Genomic DNA, 22,985 nt, shown 5'->3' with positions numbered 1-22,985 from the left:
GTTGCGTGACGTCGGGATCGAAGGGGCACGGCGCCGGAACACGGGGTGTCCGCACGGGTCCGCCACTGTGCCGGGAGAGACGACCAGCGGCGCCCCACGCGCTGTCGCGCGGGGGGCGCTGAACGGAGCGGCGCCCGCGGGCAGACCCTCCGGTGGATATCGCGCTGATCACGTAGGCCAGGCTATCTCTCTCCGGCACTCTCGCGTCATGGCCCTTATGTGTACAAAGAGGGGGACAGAAAAGATCGTCTTGGCCCTTTCGGACACCTTCCGGACGCGGGGCGCGGCGTACCACCGCGCAGCGCGCCACCGCGTGGCGCCAGCCGCGTGCCGCCATGCGGCGGCCGCCGGGCGCCGTTCCGCCGACGGCGCTGCTGAGGCTACTCCCATGCCGCTGCTTCCCCCTCCGTGGCGGGGCGGGGGCTCACCGTGCGCCGCGTGCTCCCTGTGTCCCCTACGCCCTCTACGCCCTCTACGCCCTCTACGGGAGGGGAGTCCTCGGCGGCCTCGCGGGCCAGGCGCTCCGCCGTTTCGACCGCCTCACGCAAGGTGTCGACAACCGGCACCCCCGCCTCCTCCAGGCTGGCCCGGCTCTGCGAGCCCCCGGTGAAGAGCACGGCGCGCGCCCCCGCGTGGGCCGCCGCCAACGCGTCGTCGACCGCGTCCCCGATCACCACGGCCCGGCTCGGCTCCACCCCACGCAGCGCGGCGAGATGCCGCACCATCTGGGCGGCCTTGCCGCCACCGGTCGGGCCGACCGCCCCGTCGACCCGCAGGAAATGCCCGTCGATGCCGTACGTACGCAGCAGCGGCAGCAGCCGGTCGTGCGGCGCCAGCGAGCACAGCGACTGAGTGTGGCCGGCCGCCTGCCGCGTCGCCAGGAGTTCCGCGGCGCCCTCGGCCAGACCCGCACCGGCGACACGGGCCCAGTAGTGGCGGTGGAACGTCTCGTCCATGACCTCCCACTCGCTGCCCGTGGGCATCCTGCCGAACAGCCGCTCGTAGAAGCGCGGCACCGGAACGCAGTACAGCTCCCGATACCGCTCCAGCGTGATCGCCGGGAAGCCGAGCTCGTCGAACGCGGCGTTAGTCGCCTCGAGCACGGTGTGGATGTCGTGCAGCAGCGTGCCGTTCCAGTCCCACACGAGGTGCGCGGACCCCAGGGCGCGCCGACCCTGCTGCGGTGCCGGATCCGATTGCTGCGACTGCTGCGGTTGCTGCCCCAAGACCATGCTTTCGACGGTACGGGGAGGCACTGACAACGCGACAGAGCAGCGACCGGTCAGGCCACGGCCTGCGGCCCTGTCCGGTCACGCCATCAGTGACCGGCCTGGCCACCGATGACAGCTCTGGCCACCGGCGACGGGTCAGGCGCCCGGCGACGGGTCAGGCGATCAGGGCGGGGATCTCCTGGGTGGCGAACCACAGCAGCTCGTGCTCCTCGGCACCGTCGACGACCGCCTGCGCCCGCTGGTCGCCGCCCGCGGCCGCGGGCAGGGCGTCGATCGCGGCCGTCACCGCCTCGACCGCCTCCTCGGCGTCCAGATGGACGGCCGCGATCCTGGACATCGGCACAGCAGCCGTGAGGCGCACCCGGCCGACGGAGGCCGCCTCCTCGTCCTGCACGGAGGCCACGTCCTCGTCCTGCACGGAACGGCCGCCCGCCACGTCACGCTCCTCGCCGTGTACGAGAGCGTCGGGGACCTCGGCCACCACGACGACGCGGCGCCGCACGGCTTCGGCGTCCCTCGCCAGCGAGCGCAGAGAGGAGGCGGCCGCCAGACCCAGAGCGGCGTACTCCAGCTCCTCCTCATCCTCGGGGTTCTCGGAACCCCACCACGCGCGCAGCCCCGCCGTGACCGCGTACGCCTCGAAGGGGGCCGGTCCCAGCTCGCCCGCACCGTGCGCCTGACTCAGTGCGGGCAGGGTCAGAGGGACATAGACACGCATGGCTGCCGCTTTCGTGTATCGCCGGGAACCGTCTGCCCGTCAGCATACGGGCAGCCGACGCGGCTCGCGCCGCCGAGCACCCACGCAAACCCGCAGGTAGACGCGTGGCGACGTCAACCTCGCTCCGCGGCCTGATCCTGATAGGGGAATTTCCCCAGCCCCCTCCCGGGCCCCACCGCCTCGTTGCCGTACGGCTCCTCCCACGGCTACAACCGTTGCCAGCCGCCGGTTACTGGCCGGTATCGAGGTCGGCCCTCACCGGCGGATCCTGCAGGCCGCCCTTCACACACGCCACGCCCACGGGGGAGCCCATGACCACGTCCGTCTCCGAGTCCGCGTCCGGACGCCAGCCCCGCCGGCGCACCCCGCGCTCGGCACCGTCCCGGCCACCGACACGGCGCGACAGCCGCAGGCCCGCCGAATCGGCGCTCCGCGCGGCCGCCCACCGCGCACGGGAACGGCAGCCCCCGTACTGGTTCGCCCGCCGCCTGCTGCTGGTCCTCAGCGGACAGTGCCCGGTCCACACCCTCCTCGGCTACGCCACGGACGAGACCTACGAACGGCTCGGCGCGCTCGCCCCCGCGGCACCGCTCCGCCCCCGCGGCACCGACCGCACGGCCCCCGCCGTCCTGGAGGCCCGCGGCACCCAGATCCGGCCCGGCGTCATCGAAGCCTTCGCCCGCATCGCCACCGGCCACCGCCAGCGCGCCATGGCCTTCCGCCTGGAACACGGCCACAACCGCTGGCGCTGCACAGCCCTCGAACTCGACCTCGCCCCTTGAACTCCGCCGAGGGCCACCGCTTCCGGGGCCTTCGAAGCCGCGGGCGCCCCGGGGACCGGAGCCCCTGGGGCCGGGCCCGGAAGGACAGAGCGCCTGGGCCGAGTCAGTCCAGCCACCAGGCAGGCCAGCGTCCGACAGCACCGGGGGCAGCAGGTGGTGTCGGGCGCGGCTGAGGGGCCGGGCAGCAGGTGCTCGGCCCCTCAGCGGGGGTGCGCTCCGCGAGGGCGCACCAGGTGTCGTCGGCGTGGCCGCCGCGCGGTCACTTGCGCTTCTTGCGGCCCTTCTGGGCCTTCCTCCGCTCCGCGCGGGTGAGGCCGTCGGCCTGGGAGCGGACGGGTCCGGTCTCGTCCCCGTCCGTGCCGGCGCCGGTGTCGAGGTCGCCCTCGACGACGCCGCCCTCGGCGGTGGGCGCGGAGAAGTGCAGGCGGTCGGGGCGCTGCGGCTGGTCCAAGCCCTTGGCGTGGATCGCCGGGGCGGGGCCGGCGCCCGCGCCGGCCGGAACGGCGTCCCGGGGCTCGCTGTCCTTCTCCAGGGAGGGCGCGGGAACGGTGTCCTCGACGGGCACCTCCTCGACCTGCTGCTCGACCTGGACCTCCAGGTTGAACAGGTAGCCGACGGACTCCTCCTTGATGCCCTCCATCATGGCCTGGAACATGTCGTAACCCTCCCGCTGGTACTCGACCAGCGGGTCCTTCTGGGCCATCGCGCGCAGGCCGATGCCTTCCTGGAGGTAGTCCATCTCGTACAGGTGCTCGCGCCACTTGCGGTCGAGCACCGACAGCACCACGCGCCGCTCCAGCTCGCGCATGATCTCGGAGCCGAGCTCCTTCTCGCGCGTTTCGTACTGCTCGTGGATGTCGTCCTTGACGGAGTCGATGATGAAGTCGGCCGTGATGCCCTCGCGGTCGCCCGCGGCCTCCTCCAGCTCCTCGATCGTCACCTTGACGGGGTACAGCTGCTTGAAGGCGCTCCACAGCCGGTCGAGGTCCCACTCCTCGGCGAAGCCCTCGACGGTCTCGGCCTGGACGTAGGCCTCGATCGTGTCGTCCATGAAGTGCCCCACCTGCTCCTGCAGGTCCTCGCCCTCCAGGACGCGGCGGCGCTCGCCGTAGATGACCTCGCGCTGCCGGTTGAGCACCTCGTCGTACTTGAGGACGTTCTTGCGGATCTCGAAGTTCTGCTGCTCCACCTGGGACTGCGCGGAGGCGATCGCGCGGGTGACCATCTTGTTCTCGATCGGCACGTCGTCCGGCACGTTCGCCATCGACATCACGCGCTCGACCATCTGCGCCTTGAACAGCCGCATCAGGTCGTCACCCAGGGAGAGGTAGAAGCGGGACTCGCCCGGGTCGCCCTGGCGGCCCGAGCGGCCGCGCAGCTGGTTGTCGATCCGGCGGGACTCGTGCCGCTCGGTGCCCAGGACGTAGAGGCCGCCGAGTTCCTTGACCTCGTCGACGGCCGCCTTGACCGACTTCTCCGCCTTCTCCAGGGCGGTGGGCAGCGCGGCCGCCCACTCCTCGACGTGCTCGTTCGGGTCGAGCCCGCGCTCGCGCAGTGCGTTCTCCGCCATGCCCTCGGCGTTGCCGCCGAGCTTGATGTCGGTGCCGCGGCCCGCCATGTTGGTGGCCACGGTGACGGCGCCCTTGCGGCCCGCCTCGGCGACGATCAGGGCCTCGCGCTCGTGGTTCTTCGCGTTCAGCACCTGGTGGGTGACGCCGCGCTTGGTGAGCTGCTTGGACAGGTACTCGGACTTCTCGACCGAGGTGGTGCCCACGAGGATCGGCTGGCCGCTCTCGTGCTTCTCGACGATGTCGTCGACCACCGCGTCGAACTTGGAGACCTCGGTGCGGTAGATCAGGTCGGCCTGGTCCTTGCGGGCCAGCGGCCGGTTGGTCGGGATCGGGACCACGCCGAGCTTGTAGATCTGGTGGAACTCGGCCGCCTCGGTCATGGCCGTACCGGTCATGCCGGAGAGGGTCTTGTAGAGGCGGAAGAAGTTCTGGAGGGTGATCGTGGCGAGCGTCTGGTTCTCGTCCTTGATCTCCACCCCCTCCTTGGCCTCGATCGCCTGGTGCATGCCCTCGTTGTAGCGGCGGCCCGCCAGGATGCGGCCGGTGTGCTCGTCGACGATCATGACTTCGCCGTCCATGACGACGTAGTCCTTGTCGTTCTTGTAGAGCTCCTTGGCCTTGATCGCGTTGTTGAGATACCCCACCAGCGGCGTGTTGACCGACTCGTAGAGGTTGTCGATGCCCAGCCAGTCCTCGACCTTGCCGACGCCCGACTCGTGGATGGCGACCGTGCGCTTCTTCTCGTCCACCTCGTAGTCGCCCGTCTCGGGCTTCTGGGTGCGCGGATCGCCAGGCTCGCCCTTGTCCAGGCGCTTGACCAGCTTCGCGAAGTCGCTGTACCACTTCGTGGCCTGGTCGGCGGGGCCGGAGATGATCAGCGGCGTACGGGCCTCGTCGACGAGGATGGAGTCGACCTCGTCGACGATGGCGAAGTTGTGACCCCGCTGGACCAGTTCGTCCTTGGACCACGCCATGTTGTCGCGCAGGTAGTCGAAGCCGAACTCGTTGTTCGTGCCATAGGTGATGTCGCACGCGTACTGCTCGCGGCGCTCGGCCGGGCTCATGTTGGCCACGATGCAGCCGACCGTCAGACCGAGGAACCTGTGCACCCGGCCCATCCACTCGGAGTCGCGCTGCGCCAGGTAGTCGTTGACCGTGATGATGTGCACACCGTCACCGGAGATTCCGTTCAGGTACGCCGGCAGCGTGCCGACCAGCGTCTTGCCCTCGCCGGTCTTCATCTCGGCGACGTAGCCGAGGTGCAGCGCGGCGCCGCCCATCAGCTGCACGTCGTAGTGCCGCTCGCCCAGGACGCGCTTGGCGGCCTCGCGGACGGTGGCGAACGCCTCCGGCATCAGGTCGTCCAGGGACTCGCCCTCCGCGTACCGCTCCTTGTACTCATCCGTGAGCGCGCGCAGCTCCGCGTCCGACAGGTCGACGAAGTCCTCTTCGATGGAATTCACCTGCCGCGCGACGCGGTCCAGCTTGCGCAGGATCTTCCCTTCACCTGCGCGCATGAGCTTGCCGAAGACGGACACTTAGGGTGGCTCCTTGCCGGTCGGGCCTGGCACGGTCTGCACGGGTCAGTGCGGATGTCGGTGCCGATCCGCGAGGTCCTCTCCTTGCCGAGGGCCTGAACCGCACCGGCCATCGTATGCGAGGGAGGACTGACCCTGTACCCCCAACGTGCCGGAGGCCCGGAAGGTGCCGGGGAGCGGGGCCGCACAATCTGACTATGGAACCCATCACACTGCGCACCGAGCGGCTCCTCCTCCGCCCCTTCGAGCGGGGAGACGCCGAGGCCGTGGCCGCCGCGTGTGACGACCCCGACATCCAGCGTTACGTTCCCGTACCCGAACCGTACACACGCGCCGACGCCGAAGAGTTCGTCACCGTCACCAGCCCGGCCGGCTGGCGGGACGACACGATGTACAACTTCGGCGTCTTCACCCACGACGGTCAACTCGTCGGCTCCATGGGCCTGGTCGGGCTGACGATCCTGCGCACCGCGGAACACCGCGCCGAACTCGGCTTCTGGACCGCACGCGAGCACCGGCGCAGAGGGTGCACGGCCGAGGCCGGGCGCGCCGTCGCCGAGTGGGCCTTCACCTCGCTGGGCGTGGAGCGGCTGGAGTGGGTCGCCCAGGCGGACAACGAGGGCTCCCGTGCCGTGGCGCGGCGCATCGGTTTCGTCGAGGAAGGCGTCCAACGGGCACGCATCGTGCACAGGGGAACACGGCGCGACGCCCGCATCGCGGCCCTGCTCCCCTCCGACCGGGGACTCCCCTTCGACACCCCGTACCTGCCCTCTCCCCTCTGAACGGGACAGCCGCGACGCGGGCTCCGAACGGGGCGGCTCGGCGGCCCGCCTGGCGGGGGGCGCCGCGCGGGCTCTGAGCGGGGCGCCGCGCGGAAACACGTGGCGGGCAGGCCCACTTGAAGCGCGGTGTCGGTGGGTCCATTTCGAGTGCGTTGTCAGTGGGTCCTCTTAGGGTGGCGCCTATGACCACAGGCCTCCCCGGCGCCGCGCCCGCGGCCACTCCCCGCTCCACGGTTTCCCTCTCCGCCGACGAGGCCCGACAGATCGCGCTGCGGGCGCAGGGCCTGCTGGGCGCGCCCGACCGACGGGCGGGGGTACGCGGCGTGCTGCGGGCCCTGGGAGCGGTGCAGCTGGACACCATCTCGGTGTTGGCACGGTCGCACGAACTGGTGCCCTACGCCCGCCTGGGCGCGGTGGGACGCCAGACGGTGGACGCGGCCTACTGGACGGGCGCGCACAGTTTCGAGTACTGGTCGCACGCCGCCTGCGTCCTGCCCATCGAGGAGTGGCCCCACTTCGCCTTCCGCCGCCGGGCCTTCCGGGAGCGGGGCCACCGCTGGCACGTGATGAAGGACCGCGAGGGCTCCTGCGCCGCCGTCCGCGCACAGCTCGCGGCCGAGGGCCCGCTGACGACGGCCGAACTGGGCGGCGGCCGCAAGGGCGGCGAGTGGTGGGACTGGTCGGAGCGCAAGATCGCCGTGGAGTGGCTGCTGGACATCGGCGAGGTCGTCGTCAGCGAGCGCCGCGGCTGGAAACGCGTCTACGACCTGGCCGAACGCGCCGTCCCCGCCTCCCTCCTCCACGACGACCTGGACGAGGGCGAGTGCCTGCGCCGCCTGGTGGCCCAAGCGGGCGCCGCGCTGGGGGTCGCCACCCGCGCCGACCTGGCCGACTACCACCGCCTCAAGGCCGAGCAGGTGGAGTCCGTAGTAGCCGACACCGGCCTGGTACCAGTCGAGGTGCAGGGCTGGCCGCGGCGCGCCTGGGCCGACCCGGCGGCGCTGGCCGGCACCCCGCGTGGCAGGCACCGCACCACCCTGCTCTCCCCGTTCGACTCCCTCATCTGGGACCGGCCCCGCACCGAACGGATCTTCGACTTCACCCATCGGCTGGAGGCCTACGTGCCCAAGCCGAAGCGGGTCCACGGCTACTTCGCCATGCCCCTGCTGGCCGGGGGCAGGCTCTGCGGGCGGGTCGACCCGGCCCGCGAGGGAACCACGCTGGTCGCCCGCCAGCTGTCGTTGGACGGCGCCAAGGCCGTCGAGCCGATGGCGCGGGCGCTGGGGGAGGCCGCGTCCTGGGTGGGCTGCGACGCGGTACGGGTGGAGCGCTGCGCCCCCGAACCGCTGCGCCCCCACCTGCGCTCGGCCCTCGACGCACTGGGACTGTGAGCCAGCGCGGCCTCCGGGATCCGAGCGAACAACGCACCGACTTCGAGCGGAACGCCGACAGACCGAGCGCGCGGTCGGAAGGCCTGGGGGTTCTTTCGGCGTCGGCTCAGCGGATCTCCAGGATCTTCTCCCGCATCGCGTAGACGACGGCTTCCATCCGGGAGTGCAGCTGGAGCTTCTCCAGGATGTTGCGCACGTGGTTCTTGACGGTGTTCTCGCTGATGAACAGCTCTTTGGCGATGTCGCGGTTGTTCATCCCGGTCGCCACCAGCTTGAGGACTTCCAGCTCGCGGTCGGTGAGCTTCGGCGCGGGCACGAGCTTGCTCTCGTCGGTCCGCTGGATCATCGACTTGAACTCGGTGAGCAGCTTGGCCGCCATCGAGGGACTGATCTGCGACTGGCCGTCGGCCACGGCCCGGATCGCGGCGGAGACCTCGTCCGTGGAGATCTCCTTGAGGAGGTAGCCCGTGGCCCCCGCCTTGATCGCGTCGTAGAGGTCGGCCTCCTCGTCACTGATCGTCAGCATGATGATGCGGGCGCTGGGCGCCACCTCCTTGATGGCGGTACAGGCCTCGATACCGCCTCGTTTGGGCATGCGCACGTCCATCAGCACGATGTCGGGCAGCAGGTCGGCCGCCTTGTCCACCGCCTCGGCCCCGTCCCCGGCCTCCCCGACGACCTCGATGTCCTCCTCCTGCGCCAGGACGATCTCCAGCCCCCGGCGGAAAAGCTCGTGGTCATCGACGACCAGCACTCTGATCGGCTCCTGGCACCGTTCCCGTGCGGGCGGGTCCGCCTCGGCCACCGGACCCGGGTGTGCATCGGGCATGGGCATCACGGGCCCGAAGCTGTCCACCATCGTTCCTCCCCCTGCACCCTGTCTCGCCACCAACCCCGCTACGGAGAAGGGAGGTTGGTGCGGGTCTTGATGTTACTCACGTCGGCGCCCCCGGCCGGGTTCCGATGACCTGCCGGGGGCGCGAACATCAAGCCGGTGACTCGCAGGGCTGTGCCGACCGTCCTGCGCCGTCGTCAGCCGCTGAGCGCTCCGCCCGCGCCGGGCGGCGGCTCCTCGACGAACGGATCCGGCTCCAGATGAATCACGCCGTAGTCGTAACCGTGCCGACGGTAGACGACGCTCGGCTGCTTGGTCTCGGAGTCGATGAACAGGTAGAAGTCGTGACCCACCAACTCCATCTCGTAGAGCGCTTGGTCAAGCGTCATGGGTGCCGCCGCGTGCGTCTTCTCCCGCACGATGAGCGGCCCTTCCCCCTGGACTTCCAGGGACCCCACCCTGGTGACCGAGGGCTGGCCGTCGGCCTCAGGGGGAGCGGCCACCGAGCCGGCGGCCCCTTCGAGTTCTCCGTTGAGTTCCGACGCGAGGTGGGCGGTTGCCGCCGCCACACTCATCGGTGCGCGGCTTCCGCCACGGTGCACACGGCGCTTGTCGGCCTGCTTGCGCATCCGGGCCTCCAGCTTGCTGGAAGCCAGGTCCAACGCCGCGTACGGGTCGGAGGCGGCTGCCTCCGCTCGGATGACCGGTCCACGGGTACGCAGGGTGATCTCCACCCTGTCGGAACGGTCGGCCTGCCGGGGGTTGTGCTCCTTGGCCACCTCGACCTCAAGGTTGATCACCTTGCCGTCGAGCTTCCTGACCTTTTCCAGCTTCTCGGCCACGTGCTTGCGGAACCGGTCGGGCACCTCTGTCTTACGGCCCTTGACGACGATGTCCACGCAGAACTCCGTTCCCGGACGGTCCGCGACACTCGGTGCGGAGCGTCCTTGGTGCACTGACGCCGGAGGTCGGCCCTCTTGCCGATGGCTCTCCGGCTCGAGGTCGGCTTGCGGGTTTCACCTCCTTCTCCCCCGGAGGGAAGATCGCCACCCAATCCGAACGTACCTCCACCGGGGGAGGCGCGGCACCCCCTACTGGCACGTACCTCCGATCAGGCGAGTCATCCCTCGTATCACCTGCAACGACGATCTCAATCTGGTAGTTCCAGCAATTGCCCTCTCGCTCACCGTGTGCGACGACTCGTGTCCGCTCACGTGTCGGCGCGCACGGCCAGCACCGCGGCCGAGTCCACTCCTCCCAGGGCTCTCGCCGCTTCCGCCAGCGAGGCGCCCGTTGTCATCACATCGTCCACCAGCACCACCCGCGCCGCACCCAACAGCCGGGTCCCGGCTGGCGCCGGCTCCAGTGCTCCCGCAAGATTCGCGGTCCGCTGCGCCGCCGTCAGCCCCGCCTGGTCGGCGACCCTGCGTCGCTGGCGCAGCACAGGCAGCACCCGGACAGCCATGCCCTCCCTCCTGAGCGTCCGCGCGGCCTCCCGCGCCAGGCGCCGTACCGGGTCGTGCCCCCGCCCCGCGACGGCCCGGCGCGCTGAGGGCACCGGGACGAGCGTGACCGGCGCCCCGCGCCCGGAGGACGGGCCGCCACCCCGGGAGGGCGGCCCGCGCCGTGCACAGGCGGCGGAAGCGGGTGCGGCGAGCCCCACGGGGGCGGCCGGGGTGGCCTGCGGTGCGTTCGCGGCCAGGCGGACGGCGCGGGCCAGCACCGTCCCCAGTGGCGCGGCCAGCCCGAGGGCACCGCGCTCCTTGTGAGCGAGCAGCGCGGCCCGCACCCCGCCGGTGTACGTGAGCGCTCCGTACACCCGAGGCAGCCCGGACGGTACGCGCGAGGGCCACACCCGCCGCGGCACCGCGCCCTTCAGCACGCTGCTGCACTCTTCGCACAAACGGTCCCGCTCACGCGGACGACCGCACCCGGCGCACCCCATGGGAAGCACCAGACCTGCGATTTCCCGCGGGAGGCTCTGCCATGACTCCCGCATGGCCTCTACTGTGGCAGCGCGGGTGCGGCGCCACCAGCCCTGTGGATAACTCCCGGATCCGGCCTCCGATGGCTGCCCGCGTACTCGAACACCCGGGGGAACGACGGGCACGTCGCAGCAGGTCAGGCCACGGGTCAGGCCGCAAGTCATGCCGACTCCGGGCGAGACGGTGGGGCCGGTCAGGTCGTACGGGCGGCGCTCACCCCGGGTAGGCCGGGGCGGATCCGGTCTCCGTGAGCATCTTCCAGGTCGCGTCCGGCGGCAGCCGCACGATGCCGTCCTCGGAGTCGGCGAGCAGCGGTTTGCTCTCGTCCTCCGAAGCGGCCACGCCCATCACGTCGTTGATGCCGGGCAGGGCCGGCTGATCCGAGATCGAGCCGTCCGTCTCCATGTACTGCACCTGCTGCACACTGCCCGACTCGCGCCCCACCACCACGAGCCGGCTGCCGCCCGCCCACGAGGCCGCGGAGACGTCCTCCAGGTGCGGTGCGACAGGCCGCAGTTGTTCGACGGTCAGCTTCGGCTCTGCCGCGGTCCCTTCGCGCACCACCCGCCCCAGTTGCAGCGAGGTGTGTCCGTCCTGCTCCCGTACACGCAGCGCGATCCGCACCCCGTCCGAGGCGATCCGCAGCGACTCGATCCGCTCGTCGTCGGCCAGGTCCGGTACCCGCACCTCGTCCGGCTCGTCCTTGCCGCCGCGCAACCGCAGCAGTCGCCGGTTGTCCGGATCCCGGTCCGCGACCCACAGATCGCCCAGCCCGTCCCAACTCGGCGCCGTCAAACGGTCCTTCTCGTGCGCGGCCTTGCTGGTGAGTACCGGGTCGCCGAGCACGGTGGAGGCGCTGCCGTCCAGCGAAGCCACGTACAGCGCGCGCCGGCCGCGCGAGACGCCCGCCGCCTCGCTCTCGATCCGGTTGACCGCGACGGCCCCCATCTCCACGTGGCCGCTGCCCAGCGGCCCCGGCACGGGACGCGGCGACTCCTTGCTCTGGAAGGCGGCGACCCGGTGGTCCTCGTCGATGAAGTACGCCCTCTTCGCACTCCCGTTGAGGCGTCCCGGCTGGTACGGGGCGACCTGCTCCCGGGTGCGGGTGCACAGCTCGCGATCGGTGGGGCCGGCCAGCTCGACCTTGCTGACCTTCGCGGAGGCCTGATCCTGTACGGCGTAGAGGACCTGTGCCGCCATGCGCCCGCACCGGGCCTGCCCCGCGGACGCGCCCCGTGCGTTCATCCGCACTCTGAGCACCCCCGAGTCGTTCAGCGACAGGTGCTGGTCCGGCGCCAGGCGCGTACCGCTCGGGAAGGAGGAGGTGACGACCGGATCGAGCCAGCCGGACGGCCCCTGGAGCAGCGCGGAGACCGTTTCGGTCACCGGATTGATGCGGCGACGCAGATAGACGGGATCAGCGACGAGCACATTCTGTCCGTCCGTGATCGAATCTCCGTCCGGGCCCAACTGCGCGTAGTAATAGGTGTTGACGGGACGGTAGATGCGCTGGAAGTCGGACTCGCCCAACAGGAGACCGTCAGGCATCTGGTCGATGCGCCACTGCTTGTCCACCTTCGTCAGGTGGAAGACCTCGCTGTAGTCGCCCTTGGAGGGCGAATAGGCGTGCTTGCTGTCGACCTCCGCCATGCGCGTCCCGGATATCTCGACGGAGTAGCCGTTTCCGGCGATCGCTCTGCTGCGGGGCGCCTTGCGGGCGCTCGGACCGTCTGACAGCACCGTCGTCGACGCGAACGGGTCCCAGTCGCGTGCCATCCTCGGCGTCAGGTACTCCCGCGCGGTGGGAAAGGTCGCCTCGTCACTGGTGGTGGCCTCCAGGAAGCCCCGCACGATCTGGGTCGGCGTCTCGCCCTTCTGCGGACTGACGCTGTAGACCCTCACCTGGGAGTCCGCCTCGGCGCGCCTGGAGGAGTCGACCTGGTCGACACTTCCGTCGTCCGGCATGGACGCGCACCCGGCCAGCAGTACGGCGCACACCGCCGGCACCAGCAGCGCACGCGCACGGCGTGCCAGGCCCCATGAACGGCGCGGAGCGCGTGAGGCGGCGCCCACTCGCTGCGAATGGCGCTCGCCCCTCATCCGCGCTCCCCTCCGGAACGTGCCCCTCCCGATCGGGCCTCGCCCGGTCTCGTCTCTCCCTGCCGCGCCTCTCCCGTCTGCCTGCCGTTCGCAGCGCCTCCGCCCGCCGGCAGCGCCGCGGACGACACCCGGGACGGCGCCGCTCCGGCAACCGCCGGCTCTTTCCTGCGCCGGGAGTCCTCTGGCTCCAGCCGCAACGGTGATCCCCGCAGCGGCTCCCCCGCGGTACAGGGCACCACGAGCAGGAACTGCGACCCGTTCCCCTGCTCGCCCCACGCGCGCAGCCATCCACCGTGCAGCCGCGCGTCCTCCAGCGCGATGGACAGACCGAGGCCCGTGCCGCCCGTGGTCCTGGCCCGGGCCGGGTCGGCCCGCCAGAAGCGGTTGAAGACGCGCTCCGCTTCGCCTTCCTTGAGGCCGACCCCGTAGTCACGCACCGCCACCGCCACAGCGCCGCCCCCGGTCGCGAGCCGCACCACGACATCGCGGCCCTCGCCGTGCTCGACGGCGTTGCCCACGAGATTGCGCAGCACCCGCTCGATCCTGCGGCTGTCCACCTCGGCGATCACGGGCTGCTCGTCACCGCGCACGAGGATTCGACCGCCCTTCCGCTCGGCGAGCGGCTCGCACCCCTCGACGACCCGGTGGACGACATCCCGCAGGTCGACAGGGCCCGGCTCCAGGTTGGCCGCGCCGGCGTCGAACCTGCTGATCTCCAGCAGATCGCCCAGCAGCGACTCGAACCTGTCCAGCTGCCCGAGCAGCAGTTCGGCCGACCGGGCCGTCGCCGGGTCGAAGTCCTCGCGCGCCTCATGGATCACGTCGGCCGCCATCCGCACCGTCGTCAGCGGCGTCCGCAACTCGTGCGAGACGTCCGAGACGAACCGCCGCTGCATCCGGGAAAGCTCCTCCAACTGCTGGATCTTGTTCTGGAGGTTCTGCGCCATCTTGTTGAACGACTCACCCAGACGTGCGATGTCGTCCTCACCCGTGACCTTCATCCGCTCCTGGAGCCGCCCGGCCGCCAGCCGCTCGGAGATCCCCGCGGCCATCCGCACCGGCGTCACCACCTGCCGCACCACCAGCCACGCGATCGCGCCCAGCAGGACGACCACGAACACCCCCGCCGTGGCCAGCGTCCCCTTGACCAGGCTCAGCGACTCCTCCTCCTGGGTGAAGGGGAAGACGTAGTAGAGCTGGTAGGGATTGCCCCGCGCGTCGTTCAGGCGCTTGCCGACGATCAGCGCCGGATCGCTGGTGCGGTCCTGGTGGTAGACCCGGGCGTAGCGGCGGTGGGGACCGGGCTCGTCGTCCAGGGCCTTGCGCAGATCAGCGGGGACGCTGTCCTCGGGGCGGATGTCACCGGTGGAGCGCGGGCCCCTGGTCGTGGTCGCACTGTTGCCCAGGAACGGCGACTCGTCGTTCTCCGAGCCCAGCGCCACCACGGAATAGACGCCCTGGCCGCCGCTGGCCAGCTGCTCGACCAGGTTGTTCAGCCACGTGCTCGAATTCTGGGTGCCCCGGCCGCCGCGGATGCCGTTGTCGATCACGGTGCCACCGGGTCCGGCGCCCGCGCTGTCGGCCATGTGTTCGGCCGCGGCGAAGCCGCCGGAGGCCTGACTCTGCGCCGTCTTCTCCTTGGCCTCCAGCAGGCCGTTGCGCACCTGGCCTATGACGACCAGGCCCAGCAGGAGCACCACCCCAAGAGAGAGCAGCAGGGTGGCCACGACCACCCGCAGCTGGATGTTGCGCCGCCACAGCCGCATGACGGGCAGCAACGGTCTGCGCACCCACCGCACGAAGAAGCGCACCATGGGGCGCGCGCCGGGGCCCGTCGCGCCCTCCGGCAGCAGCCCGTCGGAAAACAGGACGCCACTTCTCCACAAACGCCCGAATTTGGAAATATCGGACTCCCGCCCCGTGCTCCGTCTCCCACCGGTGCGAGGCGGAGCCGAGGATGTGCGGGTCATCTCAGCTGGGCCCGGCCTTGTATCCGACGCCGCGCACGGTCACCACGATCTCCGGCCGCTCCGGGTCCCTCTCGACCTTGGAACGCAGCCGCTGCACATGCACGTTCACCAGACGGGTGTCCGCCGCGTGCCGGTAGCCCCAGACCTGCTCCAGCAGCACCTCGCGCGTGAAGACCTGCCACGGCTTGCGCGCCAGCGCCACCAGAAGATCGAACTCGAGCGGGGTCAGGGCTATGGACCGCCCGTCCCGCTTGACCGAATGCCCCGCCACGTCGATCACCAGATCGCCGATGGCCAGCTGCTCAGGCGCGGGCTCCTCGGACCGGCGCAGCCGGGCCCTGATCCGCGCCACCAGCTCCTTCGGCTTGAACGGCTTGACGATGTAGTCATCCGCACCGGACTCCAGCCCGACCACCACATCGACCGTGTCCGTCTTCGCGGTGAGCATGACCACCGGCACCCCGGACTCCGCCCGGATCAGCCGGCACACCTCGATACCATCCCGCCCGGGCAGCATCAGATCGAGCAGCACCAGATCCGGCTTGGTCTCCCGAAAGGCGGCAAGCGCCTTGTCACCATCCGCGACGAACGACGGTTCGAAGCCTTCTCCGCGCAGCACAATGCCGAGCATCTCTGCCAGTGCGGTGTCGTCGTCGACGACAAGGACGCGTCCCTTCATGACCTCATCATCCCATCAGCCGATCGCGACGCCTGCCTTCGTGACGCGGAACACAGCTCCGTGAGGCGCTCCGCCGTCACTGGAGAAGCCACCCCTTCGTCCGTCACCACAGCGGTGACCAGTTCGGACGGCGTCACATCGAACGCCGGATTGTATGCCTGCGCCCCCACAGGGACCAGAGCCCGCCCCTCCTTCCCCTCTGCCCCAGAAAGGCCACTCCCGCCCCACGGCCCCACGGTCACCTCGTGCGCCGCCCGCTGCTCGACCTCGATGTCACACCCCGAAGCCGTAGCCGGATCGATCGTCGTCACCGGAGCCACCGCCACGAACGGCACCCGGTGATGCCTCGCCAGCACCGCCAGCGGATACGTCCCCACCTTGTTCGCCACCGAGCCGTCCGCCGCGATCCGGTCGGCCCCCACCAGCACCGCGTCCACCTCGCCAGAGGCGAACAAGGAACCGGCCGCACCGTCTGTCAGCACGCTGTAGGCCATCCCGGCCTTCGCCGCCTCGTACGCCGTCAACCGCGCCCCCTGCAACAACGGCCGTGTCTCCCCCACCCACAGCCGCCGCAGTGCGCCTGCCCGGTGCACCGCCTTGACGACGGCCAGCGCCGTACCTTCCCCGCCGGAAACCAGCCTCCCGGTGTTGCAGTGCGTCAGGATCCGCAGCCCGCCACCGGGCACCAGCTCCTCCAGCAGTGCACTCCCGTACTCGGCCAGCCGGGCGCTGCCCTCGGCATCCTCCCGGTGCAGCGCCCGTGCCTGCGCCAACGCACGCACGGCCGCGGCCTCCGCCCCCTCTCCCGCGCGCTCCGCCTCCCGGTAGGCCGCCTCCACCCGGCGGGCACCGTAGGCGAGGTTCACCGCCGTCGGCCGCGCGTTCGCCAACTGCTCCGCCGCGTCCGCCACGTCCACCCTCAGCGCCGCGGCGAGTGCGACCCCGTAGCCGCCGGTGATCCCGAGCACCGGCGCACCCCGCACCGCCAGCGACTGGATGGCATCCACCAGAGCCGGCACATCCGTGCACACCACCTCGGTCTCCTCACCCGGGAGCCGCCTCTGGTCGAGGAGCACCACGGCGGGCCCCTCCGGCAACTCCTCGTAACGGATCACGGGCACACCCTCTTCAGCCATCCGCCCAGTCTGCCCTCTCCTCGCAGGCCACTCGAAGTGCATGGGCCGCTCCCGCCTGGCCTCGGGCGCACCGGCCCGTGGCACGATGGTCAGCCAACCAGGCACGGGACTACCCACACGAGGTGACCTCACGTGAACGACTCCCCGGGCTGGGCTGCGCCCGGATCCTCCTCGCCCGAACCCGATCCCGCCGACCCGGCCCCCGCCGAGAACGGCAGCGGAGCGGAGGCCGAGAAGGCCCATGGCACCCCGGGCGACGACACGGAGCACGCCACCTCCCCCATTCCGCCGCAGTCCCCGCCCAATGAGCCCGCGGACCAGCGCCCTCCCAACTGGGCCCCCGAGCAGCCTCCCGCCGCCCCGCGCAGCTGGACCTGGGGCAGCCAGAGCGGAACGCCCACCGCGGGCCAAGGAGCGCAGTCCGGATACGGACCCTCGCGAGGCCGCGGATGGGGCCCCACCCCGCCGCCACCCGGCGGCCCAGGGCCGCGTCAGTCCGGCTGGCACTCCGGCTGGGCGCAGCAGCCCCAGGCGCCCAAGCCCGGTGTCGTCCCCCTGCGCCCCCTCGGCGTGGGCGAAGTCCTCGACGGCTCAGTCAGCACCATGCGGGCACACTGGCGCACCGTACTGGGCATCTCCCTCGCCGTCGCAGTCATCACCGAAGTGATTGCCGCCCTGGTCATGGGCCTCTGGCTCGACGACACCAGCGAACTCGACGCCCTCGCCAACAACGACAACCCCAGCCTGGACGAACTGAACAACGCCCTCAGCGGCATGCTCAGCAGCCTCGCCGTCGTGGCCGTCGTCGGCATGCTGGGCAGCGTGATCGCCACGGCAATGCTGACCGTCGTCGTCAGCCGCGCGGTCCTCGGCCGCTCCGTCACCCTGGGGGAAGCCTGGCGCGACTCCCGTCCTCAGCTCCTGCGCCTGCTCGGCCTGCTGGTCCTCATCCCCCTCCTGGTCTCCGTGGCCATGGCGATCTGCTTGCTCCCGGGCCTTCTCGTCTCGTTCACCGGCATCAGCAGCCTGGCGGTCGTCCTCCTCTTCTTCGGTTTCCTCGGCGGCGTCGTCGCCGCCGTCTGGATGTGGGTGCGCTTCTGCCTCGCACCGCCGGCACTGATGCTGGAGAAACAGGGACTGATCGCCGCGATGCGCCGCTCGGGCAAACTCGTCAGCGGCAGTTGGTGGCGCATCCTGGGCATTCAGCTCCTGGCATTCGTCCTGGTCACCGCCATCTCCTTCGTCATCTCGATCCCGACCACCGCGCTCACCGCGCTCGTCAGCGGAGGAGCGGCGTTCACCGACACCGCCGCCGCAACCGGCTGGACTTCGCTGATCATCAACGGCATCGGCTCCGTCGTGGCCTCGACGATCTCTCTCCCCCTCAACGCCGGCATCACCGCACTCCTCTACCTCGACCAGCGCGTCCGCCGCGAGGCACTCGACCTCGAACTGGCCCGCGCCGCAGGGGTCCCCGGCTACGAGTTCCGCGACACCGAGCCACCCGCGCCGGGAAGCTGAGGGCATGCCGGGGGGTATCACAAGTGGCCCGTCTCTCCGTACAGCCGCGCTCCGCCAGGCGGTGAGCGCGGCCGTGCCCGGTGATCACGACGTCCCGGTCACCACCCCCCGGCTGCCCGCCCGGGAGGACGCCGAGCGCGAACTGTCCAGACCCGAATACCACCAGCACGACCCTCCTCTCTACCAACGCGCCCTCGACTGGCTGTGGCACCACCTCACCGACCTGCTGAGCACCGCCGCGGCAGCGACCCCGGGTGGCTGGGTCGGCCTGCTCGCCGTCTGCCTCCTCATCGCCCTCCTGCTCCTCTCTCTCCGCCTACGCCTCGGCAGGCTCCGTCCCCCGCCGTCCACGGGCCCCGGCACCCTCTTCACCGACCGCCCGCGCAGCGCCGCAGAACACCGGACAGCTGCAGAGAACCACGCCCAGGCCGGCAACTGGAACGCCGCCGTCCAAGAGCGCATGCGCGGCCTCGTCCGCTCCCTCGAAGAACGCGCCCTGCTCGACCCCCGCCCCGGCCGCACCGCCGACGAGGCCGCGGCCGAAGCGGGCCAGGCACTGCCACACCACTCCGCACGACTTCACGCAGCCGCCCGCACCTTCGACGAAGTGACCTACGCCGACCGTCCGGCCGACCGCACCTCCTACCAGGACCTGCGCGACCTGGACGCCGCGCTCCTCCGCACACCCCCTCCGAACCCCCAGCCCGCCTCCCCGACTCCGAGCCGCCAGGGGGACACCCTGTGACGGCCCCGGCCCCTACCTCGGCCTCTCCGACAGCCCGCCACCTGTGGCGCCGGGCCCGCGGACTGCTCCTGGCCGCCGCCATCATCGCGGTGACCGCTGTCGCTCTTGCCGCCCTGCGCTCCGGCGACGAGAACGGCGCTCTCGACCCCCGCTCAGCGGCCCCCTACGGCAGCAAGGCCGTCTTCCGCCTCCTGTCCGAGCACGGCGTGCGGACGAAGGTACTCACCGACCCCGAGCAGCTGCACACCTCGGTAGGACCCGACACCACTGTGATCGTGCCGTTCCCCGACTCACTCGGTGACGACCCGCGCACCGCTCTTCGAACAGCCACGCGCAGAAGCGGCCGCACCGTTCTTCTCGCCCCGAACCCCCAAACCACCGCCGCCCTTACCCAGGGCATCCGCACCGCCGATCCTGCCCAGGTACGCACGACGGCCCCGGCCTGCGGCCTCCCCGCCGCTCACCGTGCCGGTGACGCCGACCTCGGTGGCTTCCGCTACAGCACCGTCGCGAAAGACGCCGACTCCTGCTACCTCCGCGACGGCAAAGCCACCCTCCTGCGCGTACCCCACGCCGACCCAGCAGGTCCCAGCACGGCCGGAGACACAGTGCTCCTGGGATCGCCCGACCCCCTCTACAACAAGCACCTGGACGAACACGGCAACGCCTCCCTCAGCCTGCAACTCCTCGGAGCCCACTCCCAGCTTCTGTGGTACCTCCCCTCAACGACCGACGCCGGCCCCGCTCCAACCGAGGAGCGCGGCTTCCTCGACCTCCTCCCCAGCGGCTGGTCGTGGGCAGCACTCCAGCTCGCCATCGCCGCCGCCTTCGCCGCGCTCTGGAGGGCGCGGCGACTCGGACCGCTCGTCACCGAGCAGCTCCCCGTCCAGGTGCCGGCCGCCGAGGCCACCGAAGGCAGAGCGCGCCTCTATCGTCGTGCCAACGCCCGCGGCCACGCGGCCGATGCCCTTCGCGCTGCCACCCGGACCCGGCTCGCTCCGCGGATCGGAGTGCCTCTCGCAGAGGCGCACCGCTCCGAGAGCATGATTCCGGCCTTGGCCGACCAGGCAGCCGATGCCTCCGACGCGGACGGCACCCGGACCGAGCCCGCTGCCCTTCGCTCCCTCCTCTTCGGTCCCCCTCCCCGAGACGACACCGCTCTGATTGCCCTCGCCGACGATCTCGATCGCCTGGAGCGGCGCGTTCTCGGCCGCACCGGCCCCTACACACCACCGACAGACAAGGACGTCCGCTCGTGAGCGCCCTCTCCGCAGACAGCGCCCGCACCGCCCTCGAGGCACTCCGCCAGGAAATCTCCAAGGCCGTCGTGGGTCAGGACGCGGCGGTCACCGGCCTCGTCGTCGCGCTGCTGTGCCGAGGCCACGTGCTGCTGGAGGGCGTGCCAGGTGTCGCCAAGACGCTACTCGTCCGCACCCTGGCCAGCGCTCTCGAACTCGGCACCAAGCGTGTCCAGTTCACCCCCGATCTGATGCCAAGCGACGTCACCGGCTCGCTGGTCTACGACGCGCGGGCCGCCGAGTTCTCCTTCCAACCCGGACCGGTCTTCACCCATCTCCTTCTCGCCGACGAGATCAACCGCACCCCGCCCAAGACCCAGGCCGCCCTCCTGGAAGCCATGGAAGAACACCAGGTCACCATCGACGGAACACCCCGCGCCCTGCCGGACCCGTTCCTCGTCGCAGCCACCCAGAACCCCGTCGAGTACGAGGGCACCTATCCTCTTCCCGAAGCGCAGCTCGACCGCTTCTTGCTGAAGCTGCACGTTCCCCTGCCCTCACGCGACGCCGAGATCGACGTCCTGACACGGCACGCCTCGGGTTTCGACCCGAAGAATCTGCCTGCCGTGGGCGTGCGCCCTGTGGCCGGACCCGCCGAGATCGAGGCGGCCCGCGCGGCTGTGGGCGCCGTCTCCCTGGCCCCGGAAATCACCGGCTACATCGTCGATATCTGCCGTGCCACTCGCGATTCCCCCTCACTCGCGCTCGGAGTCTCACCCCGAGGCGCCACCGCCCTGCTCTCCACCGCCCGTGCCTGGGCCTGGCTCGCCGGCCGGGACTACGTCATCCCCGACGACGTCAAAGCCTTCGCGCCACCCACGCTCCGACACCGCGTCCAGCTCAGGCCCGAGGCCGAGATGGAAGGCATCACCGCGGACAGCGTGATCACTTCGATCCTTTCCCACGTCCCGGTCCCCCGCTGAGAGAGTCGGCTCCCCTCCCATGGCTCTCACCGGACGCACAGCACTCATCGCCGCCCTCGGAGCGCTCCTCGTAGGACTCGTACAACCCAGTTGGGCCGGTCTGCTCGCCGTCGAACTTCCTTTGCTGCTCGCCATCGTCACCGACCTCGCCTGGGCAGCGCCAGTGAATCGGCTGGTGTTCACTCGAAGCGGTGATACCTCAGTTCGACTAGGCGAACGTTTGTCCGTCTCTCTTGTTGTCAGCAACCCCAGCCGTCGCACCCTGCACGCCCATCTCCGCGATGCCTGGCCGCCAAGTTGCCGCGCGGGCGACTCATCATCCGAGACCGACCGACATCACCTGCGCATCCCCTCCCAAGAGCGCCGACGCCTCACCACAAGCCTGCAGCCCACCCGGCGGGGCGACCGGGAAGCCGAGCGCGTCACCGTGCGCTCGTACGGCCCGCTCGGTCTCGCCGCCCGGCAAGGCCACCACGACGTCCCCTGGACGATTCGCGTGCTGCCGGCCTTCAACAGCCGCAAACACCTCCCGGCCAAACTCGCCCGTCTCCGCGAGCTCGACGGCCGGACAAGTGTTCTGACACGTGGCGAAGGGACCGAGTTCGACAGCCTCCGTGACTACGTCCCCGGTGACGACACCCGCTCCATCGACTGGCGCGCCACCGCCCGCCAGACGACCGTGGCGGTGCGAACATGGCGACCCGAACGCGACCGCAGAGTACTCATGGTCCTCGACACGGGCCGGACCTCCGCGGGACGACTCGGTGACCTGCCTCGGCTCGACATCTCCATGGATGCCGCACTCCTCCTCGCCGCGTTGGCCTCCCGGGCCGGCGACAGGGTCGATCTCCTCGCACACGATCGAGCGACCAGGTCGCGGGTCGTCGGACGTTCCGGGCCTCACCTGCTGCCCACGCTGGTGGACGGAATGGCCCGGCTGGAACCGGCGCTCATCGAAACCGACCTTCAGGGTCTCGCATCAGCCGCCCTGCGTGTGGCACCACAACGGTCGCTTCTGGTCCTCTTCACCGGTCTCGACCGGACCCCGGTCGAGGAAGGGCTGCTGCCGGTCCTACCGCTCCTGACCCAACGGCACACCGTTGTCGTCGCCTCGGTCGCAGATCCCCGGATCCAGGAGATGGCAGGTGCCCGCGGCACTCTCGACGCCGTCTACGAGGCGGCAGCCGCAGCGCAAGCACAAGAGGAACGTCATGAAACCGCGGCGCTCCTACGCCGGTACGGCGTCACTGTCGTGGACGCCCCACCCGCTCGGCTCGCTCCCGCGCTGGCCGACACGTACCTGGCGCTCAAAGCAGCGGGACGGCTGTAGACAACGGTGGGGCGGTTGTAGAGAGTCGGAGCGGTCACGAGCAGGGAGTTGTCGTCGCGCGAACGAGATAGGAGGCGTAGGGGGTGTGGGCCCGGGGGTCCTCCGGCCAATGCTTGCGGAGGGTCTGCACGGGCATTGTGACGTCGCTCGGGGCCACAGTGCCGTACTGCGGGTCGACGTCCGGACAAGGGTCGGCCAATTGTGACGTCCGGACGCGGGTGGGCCGATTGTTCAGCGCCTGGACGTCCAGCCTCCTCAAAACCCGTAGAAGAACGTCCCGCAATGCAGGAAAGCCCCGTTGGCGTGTGCCAACGGGGCTTTCCTCACGAATAGTTCGGCGGCGTCCTACTCTCCCACACGCTCCCGCATGCAGTACCATCGGCGCTGAAAGGCTTAGCTTCCGGGTTCGAAATGTAACCGGGCGTTTCCCTCACGCTATGACCACCGAA

The 22,985-nt window shown here is 70.7% G+C and carries 17 protein-coding genes, 1 rRNA gene and 1 pseudogene; 8 read left to right on the top strand and 11 right to left on the bottom strand.

Going from position 1 to position 22,985, the window contains the following annotated elements:
- Positions 1-512: 512 nt before the first annotated feature.
- Both DTL70_RS28745 and DTL70_RS28740 read right to left on the bottom strand, forming a co-directional pair.
- A pseudogene (locus DTL70_RS28745) lies at positions 513-1,145 on the bottom strand (HAD family hydrolase); the annotation flags it as partial.
- 241 nt (positions 1,146-1,386) lie between these two features.
- A complete protein-coding gene (locus DTL70_RS28740) occupies positions 1,387-1,950 on the bottom strand; it encodes a DUF6912 family protein (RefSeq protein WP_114024933.1) in 564 nt (187 codons plus the stop codon).
- A gap of 311 nt (positions 1,951-2,261) precedes the next feature.
- On the opposite strand from DTL70_RS28740, the gene DTL70_RS28735 reads away from it, so the two are divergent.
- Positions 2,262-2,732 (top strand): Rv3235 family protein, encoded by a 471-nt coding sequence (locus tag DTL70_RS28735; RefSeq protein ID WP_220183666.1) that lies wholly within the window; start codon positions 2,262-2,264, stop codon positions 2,730-2,732.
- Between the two features lie 259 nt (positions 2,733-2,991).
- Here DTL70_RS28735 and secA read toward each other — a convergent pair whose 3' ends face one another.
- A complete protein-coding gene (gene secA / locus DTL70_RS28730) occupies positions 2,992-5,841 on the bottom strand; it encodes a preprotein translocase subunit SecA (RefSeq protein WP_114024932.1) in 2,850 nt (949 codons plus the stop codon).
- A gap of 197 nt (positions 5,842-6,038) precedes the next feature.
- Between secA and DTL70_RS28725 the strand changes: the two genes are divergently transcribed.
- Together DTL70_RS28725 and DTL70_RS28720 are read left to right on the top strand one after the other, a co-directional pair.
- Positions 6,039-6,623 carry a GNAT family N-acetyltransferase gene (locus tag DTL70_RS28725; RefSeq protein WP_114024931.1) on the top strand — a complete coding sequence of 195 codons (585 nt, stop codon included), beginning with the start codon at positions 6,039-6,041 and terminating at the stop codon, positions 6,621-6,623.
- Between the two features lie 182 nt (positions 6,624-6,805).
- Positions 6,806-8,014: a winged helix-turn-helix domain-containing protein gene (locus tag DTL70_RS28720; RefSeq protein ID WP_114024930.1), complete on the top strand. Its 1,209-nt coding sequence runs from the start codon at positions 6,806-6,808 to the stop codon at positions 8,012-8,014.
- A 106-nt stretch (positions 8,015-8,120) separates the two neighbouring features.
- Here DTL70_RS28720 and DTL70_RS28715 read toward each other — a convergent pair whose 3' ends face one another.
- The 7 genes from DTL70_RS28715 to mtnA all read right to left on the bottom strand — a co-directional run bounded on the left by DTL70_RS28715 (position 8,121) and on the right by mtnA (position 16,719).
- On the bottom strand, positions 8,121-8,873 hold the full coding sequence (locus tag DTL70_RS28715; RefSeq protein ID WP_114013827.1) for a response regulator: 753 nt from the start codon (positions 8,871-8,873) through the stop codon (positions 8,121-8,123).
- A gap of 173 nt (positions 8,874-9,046) precedes the next feature.
- Positions 9,047-9,748: a ribosome hibernation-promoting factor, HPF/YfiA family gene (gene hpf / locus DTL70_RS28710; RefSeq protein WP_114024929.1), complete on the bottom strand. Its 702-nt coding sequence runs from the start codon at positions 9,746-9,748 to the stop codon at positions 9,047-9,049.
- 311 nt (positions 9,749-10,059) lie between these two features.
- Entirely contained in the window at positions 10,060-10,668 is a 609-nt protein-coding gene (locus DTL70_RS28705) for a ComF family protein (protein WP_245979933.1), read from the bottom strand.
- Positions 10,669-11,047: 379 nt separating this feature from the next.
- Positions 11,048-12,934, bottom strand: a complete 1,887-nt coding sequence (locus tag DTL70_RS28700; RefSeq protein WP_114024927.1) for an LpqB family beta-propeller domain-containing protein — start codon at positions 12,932-12,934, stop codon at positions 11,048-11,050.
- Positions 12,931-14,904 carry an MtrAB system histidine kinase MtrB gene (gene mtrB, locus DTL70_RS28695; RefSeq protein WP_281278736.1) on the bottom strand — a complete coding sequence of 658 codons (1,974 nt, stop codon included), beginning with the start codon at positions 14,902-14,904 and terminating at the stop codon, positions 12,931-12,933. The genes DTL70_RS28700 and mtrB overlap by 4 nt, the downstream gene beginning before the upstream one ends.
- A gap of 1 nt (position 14,905) precedes the next feature.
- Entirely contained in the window at positions 14,906-15,583 is a 678-nt protein-coding gene (mtrA, locus tag DTL70_RS28690; RefSeq protein ID WP_114013830.1) for a two-component system response regulator MtrA, read from the bottom strand.
- Entirely contained in the window at positions 15,580-16,719 is a 1,140-nt protein-coding gene (mtnA, locus tag DTL70_RS28685; RefSeq protein WP_114025030.1) for an S-methyl-5-thioribose-1-phosphate isomerase, read from the bottom strand. The genes mtrA and mtnA overlap by 4 nt, the downstream gene beginning before the upstream one ends.
- Before the next feature lie 132 nt (positions 16,720-16,851).
- On the opposite strand from mtnA, the gene DTL70_RS28680 reads away from it, so the two are divergent.
- The 5 genes from DTL70_RS28680 to DTL70_RS28660 are packed head-to-tail and all read left to right on the top strand — an operon-like array spanning position 16,852 to position 22,536.
- Positions 16,852-18,240 carry a DUF7847 domain-containing protein gene (locus DTL70_RS28680; protein WP_114024926.1) on the top strand — a complete coding sequence of 463 codons (1,389 nt, stop codon included), beginning with the start codon at positions 16,852-16,854 and terminating at the stop codon, positions 18,238-18,240.
- 4 nt (positions 18,241-18,244) lie between these two features.
- Positions 18,245-18,985 carry a DUF4129 domain-containing protein gene (locus DTL70_RS28675; protein ID WP_114024925.1) on the top strand — a complete coding sequence of 247 codons (741 nt, stop codon included), beginning with the start codon at positions 18,245-18,247 and terminating at the stop codon, positions 18,983-18,985.
- Positions 18,982-20,244 carry a DUF4350 domain-containing protein gene (locus DTL70_RS28670; RefSeq protein ID WP_114024924.1) on the top strand — a complete coding sequence of 421 codons (1,263 nt, stop codon included), beginning with the start codon at positions 18,982-18,984 and terminating at the stop codon, positions 20,242-20,244. Before DTL70_RS28675 ends, DTL70_RS28670 begins: the two co-directional genes overlap by 4 nt.
- Positions 20,241-21,206 (top strand): AAA family ATPase, encoded by a 966-nt coding sequence (locus DTL70_RS28665; protein ID WP_114024923.1) that lies wholly within the window; start codon positions 20,241-20,243, stop codon positions 21,204-21,206. Before DTL70_RS28670 ends, DTL70_RS28665 begins: the two co-directional genes overlap by 4 nt.
- 19 nt (positions 21,207-21,225) lie before the next feature.
- Positions 21,226-22,536: a DUF58 domain-containing protein gene (locus DTL70_RS28660; RefSeq protein WP_114024922.1), complete on the top strand. Its 1,311-nt coding sequence runs from the start codon at positions 21,226-21,228 to the stop codon at positions 22,534-22,536.
- A 332-nt stretch (positions 22,537-22,868) separates the two neighbouring features.
- On the opposite strand, the gene rrf is transcribed toward DTL70_RS28660, so the two are convergent.
- A 5S ribosomal RNA gene (rrf, locus tag DTL70_RS28655) occupies positions 22,869-22,985 on the bottom strand.

Origin of the sequence: Streptomyces diacarni (assembly GCF_003323715.1) — a bacterium.
Lineage (GTDB): Bacteria > Actinomycetota > Actinomycetes > Streptomycetales > Streptomycetaceae > Streptomyces > Streptomyces diacarni.
The sequence above is the reverse complement of the archived record's forward strand: the minus strand, read 5'-3'. Positions and strand labels throughout refer to the sequence as shown.

Bases quoted from the DNA above. Each gene is read 5' to 3' on its own strand.
- mtrA (WP_114013830.1), bottom strand. From the start codon at position 15,583: ATGAAGGGACGCGTCCTTGTCGTCGACGACGACACCGCACTGGCAGAG.
- DTL70_RS28700 (WP_114024927.1), bottom strand. From the start codon at position 12,934: ATGAGGGGCGAGCGCCATTCGCAGCGAGTGGGCGCCGCCTCACGCGCT.
- DTL70_RS28740 (WP_114024933.1), bottom strand. From the start codon at position 1,950: ATGCGTGTCTATGTCCCTCTGACCCTGCCCGCACTGAGTCAGGCGCAC.
- DTL70_RS28715 (WP_114013827.1), bottom strand. From the start codon at position 8,873: ATGGTGGACAGCTTCGGGCCCGTGATGCCCATGCCCGATGCACACCCG.
- DTL70_RS28675 (WP_114024925.1), top strand. From the start codon at position 18,245: ATGCCGGGGGGTATCACAAGTGGCCCGTCTCTCCGTACAGCCGCGCTC.
- DTL70_RS28735 (WP_220183666.1), top strand. From the start codon at position 2,262: ATGACCACGTCCGTCTCCGAGTCCGCGTCCGGACGCCAGCCCCGCCGG.
- DTL70_RS28725 (WP_114024931.1), top strand. From the start codon at position 6,039: ATGGAACCCATCACACTGCGCACCGAGCGGCTCCTCCTCCGCCCCTTC.
- DTL70_RS28660 (WP_114024922.1), top strand. From the start codon at position 21,226: ATGGCTCTCACCGGACGCACAGCACTCATCGCCGCCCTCGGAGCGCTC.
- mtrB (WP_281278736.1), bottom strand. From the start codon at position 14,904: ATGACCCGCACATCCTCGGCTCCGCCTCGCACCGGTGGGAGACGGAGC.
- DTL70_RS28720 (WP_114024930.1), top strand. From the start codon at position 6,806: ATGACCACAGGCCTCCCCGGCGCCGCGCCCGCGGCCACTCCCCGCTCC.
- mtnA (WP_114025030.1), bottom strand. From the start codon at position 16,719: ATGGCTGAAGAGGGTGTGCCCGTGATCCGTTACGAGGAGTTGCCGGAG.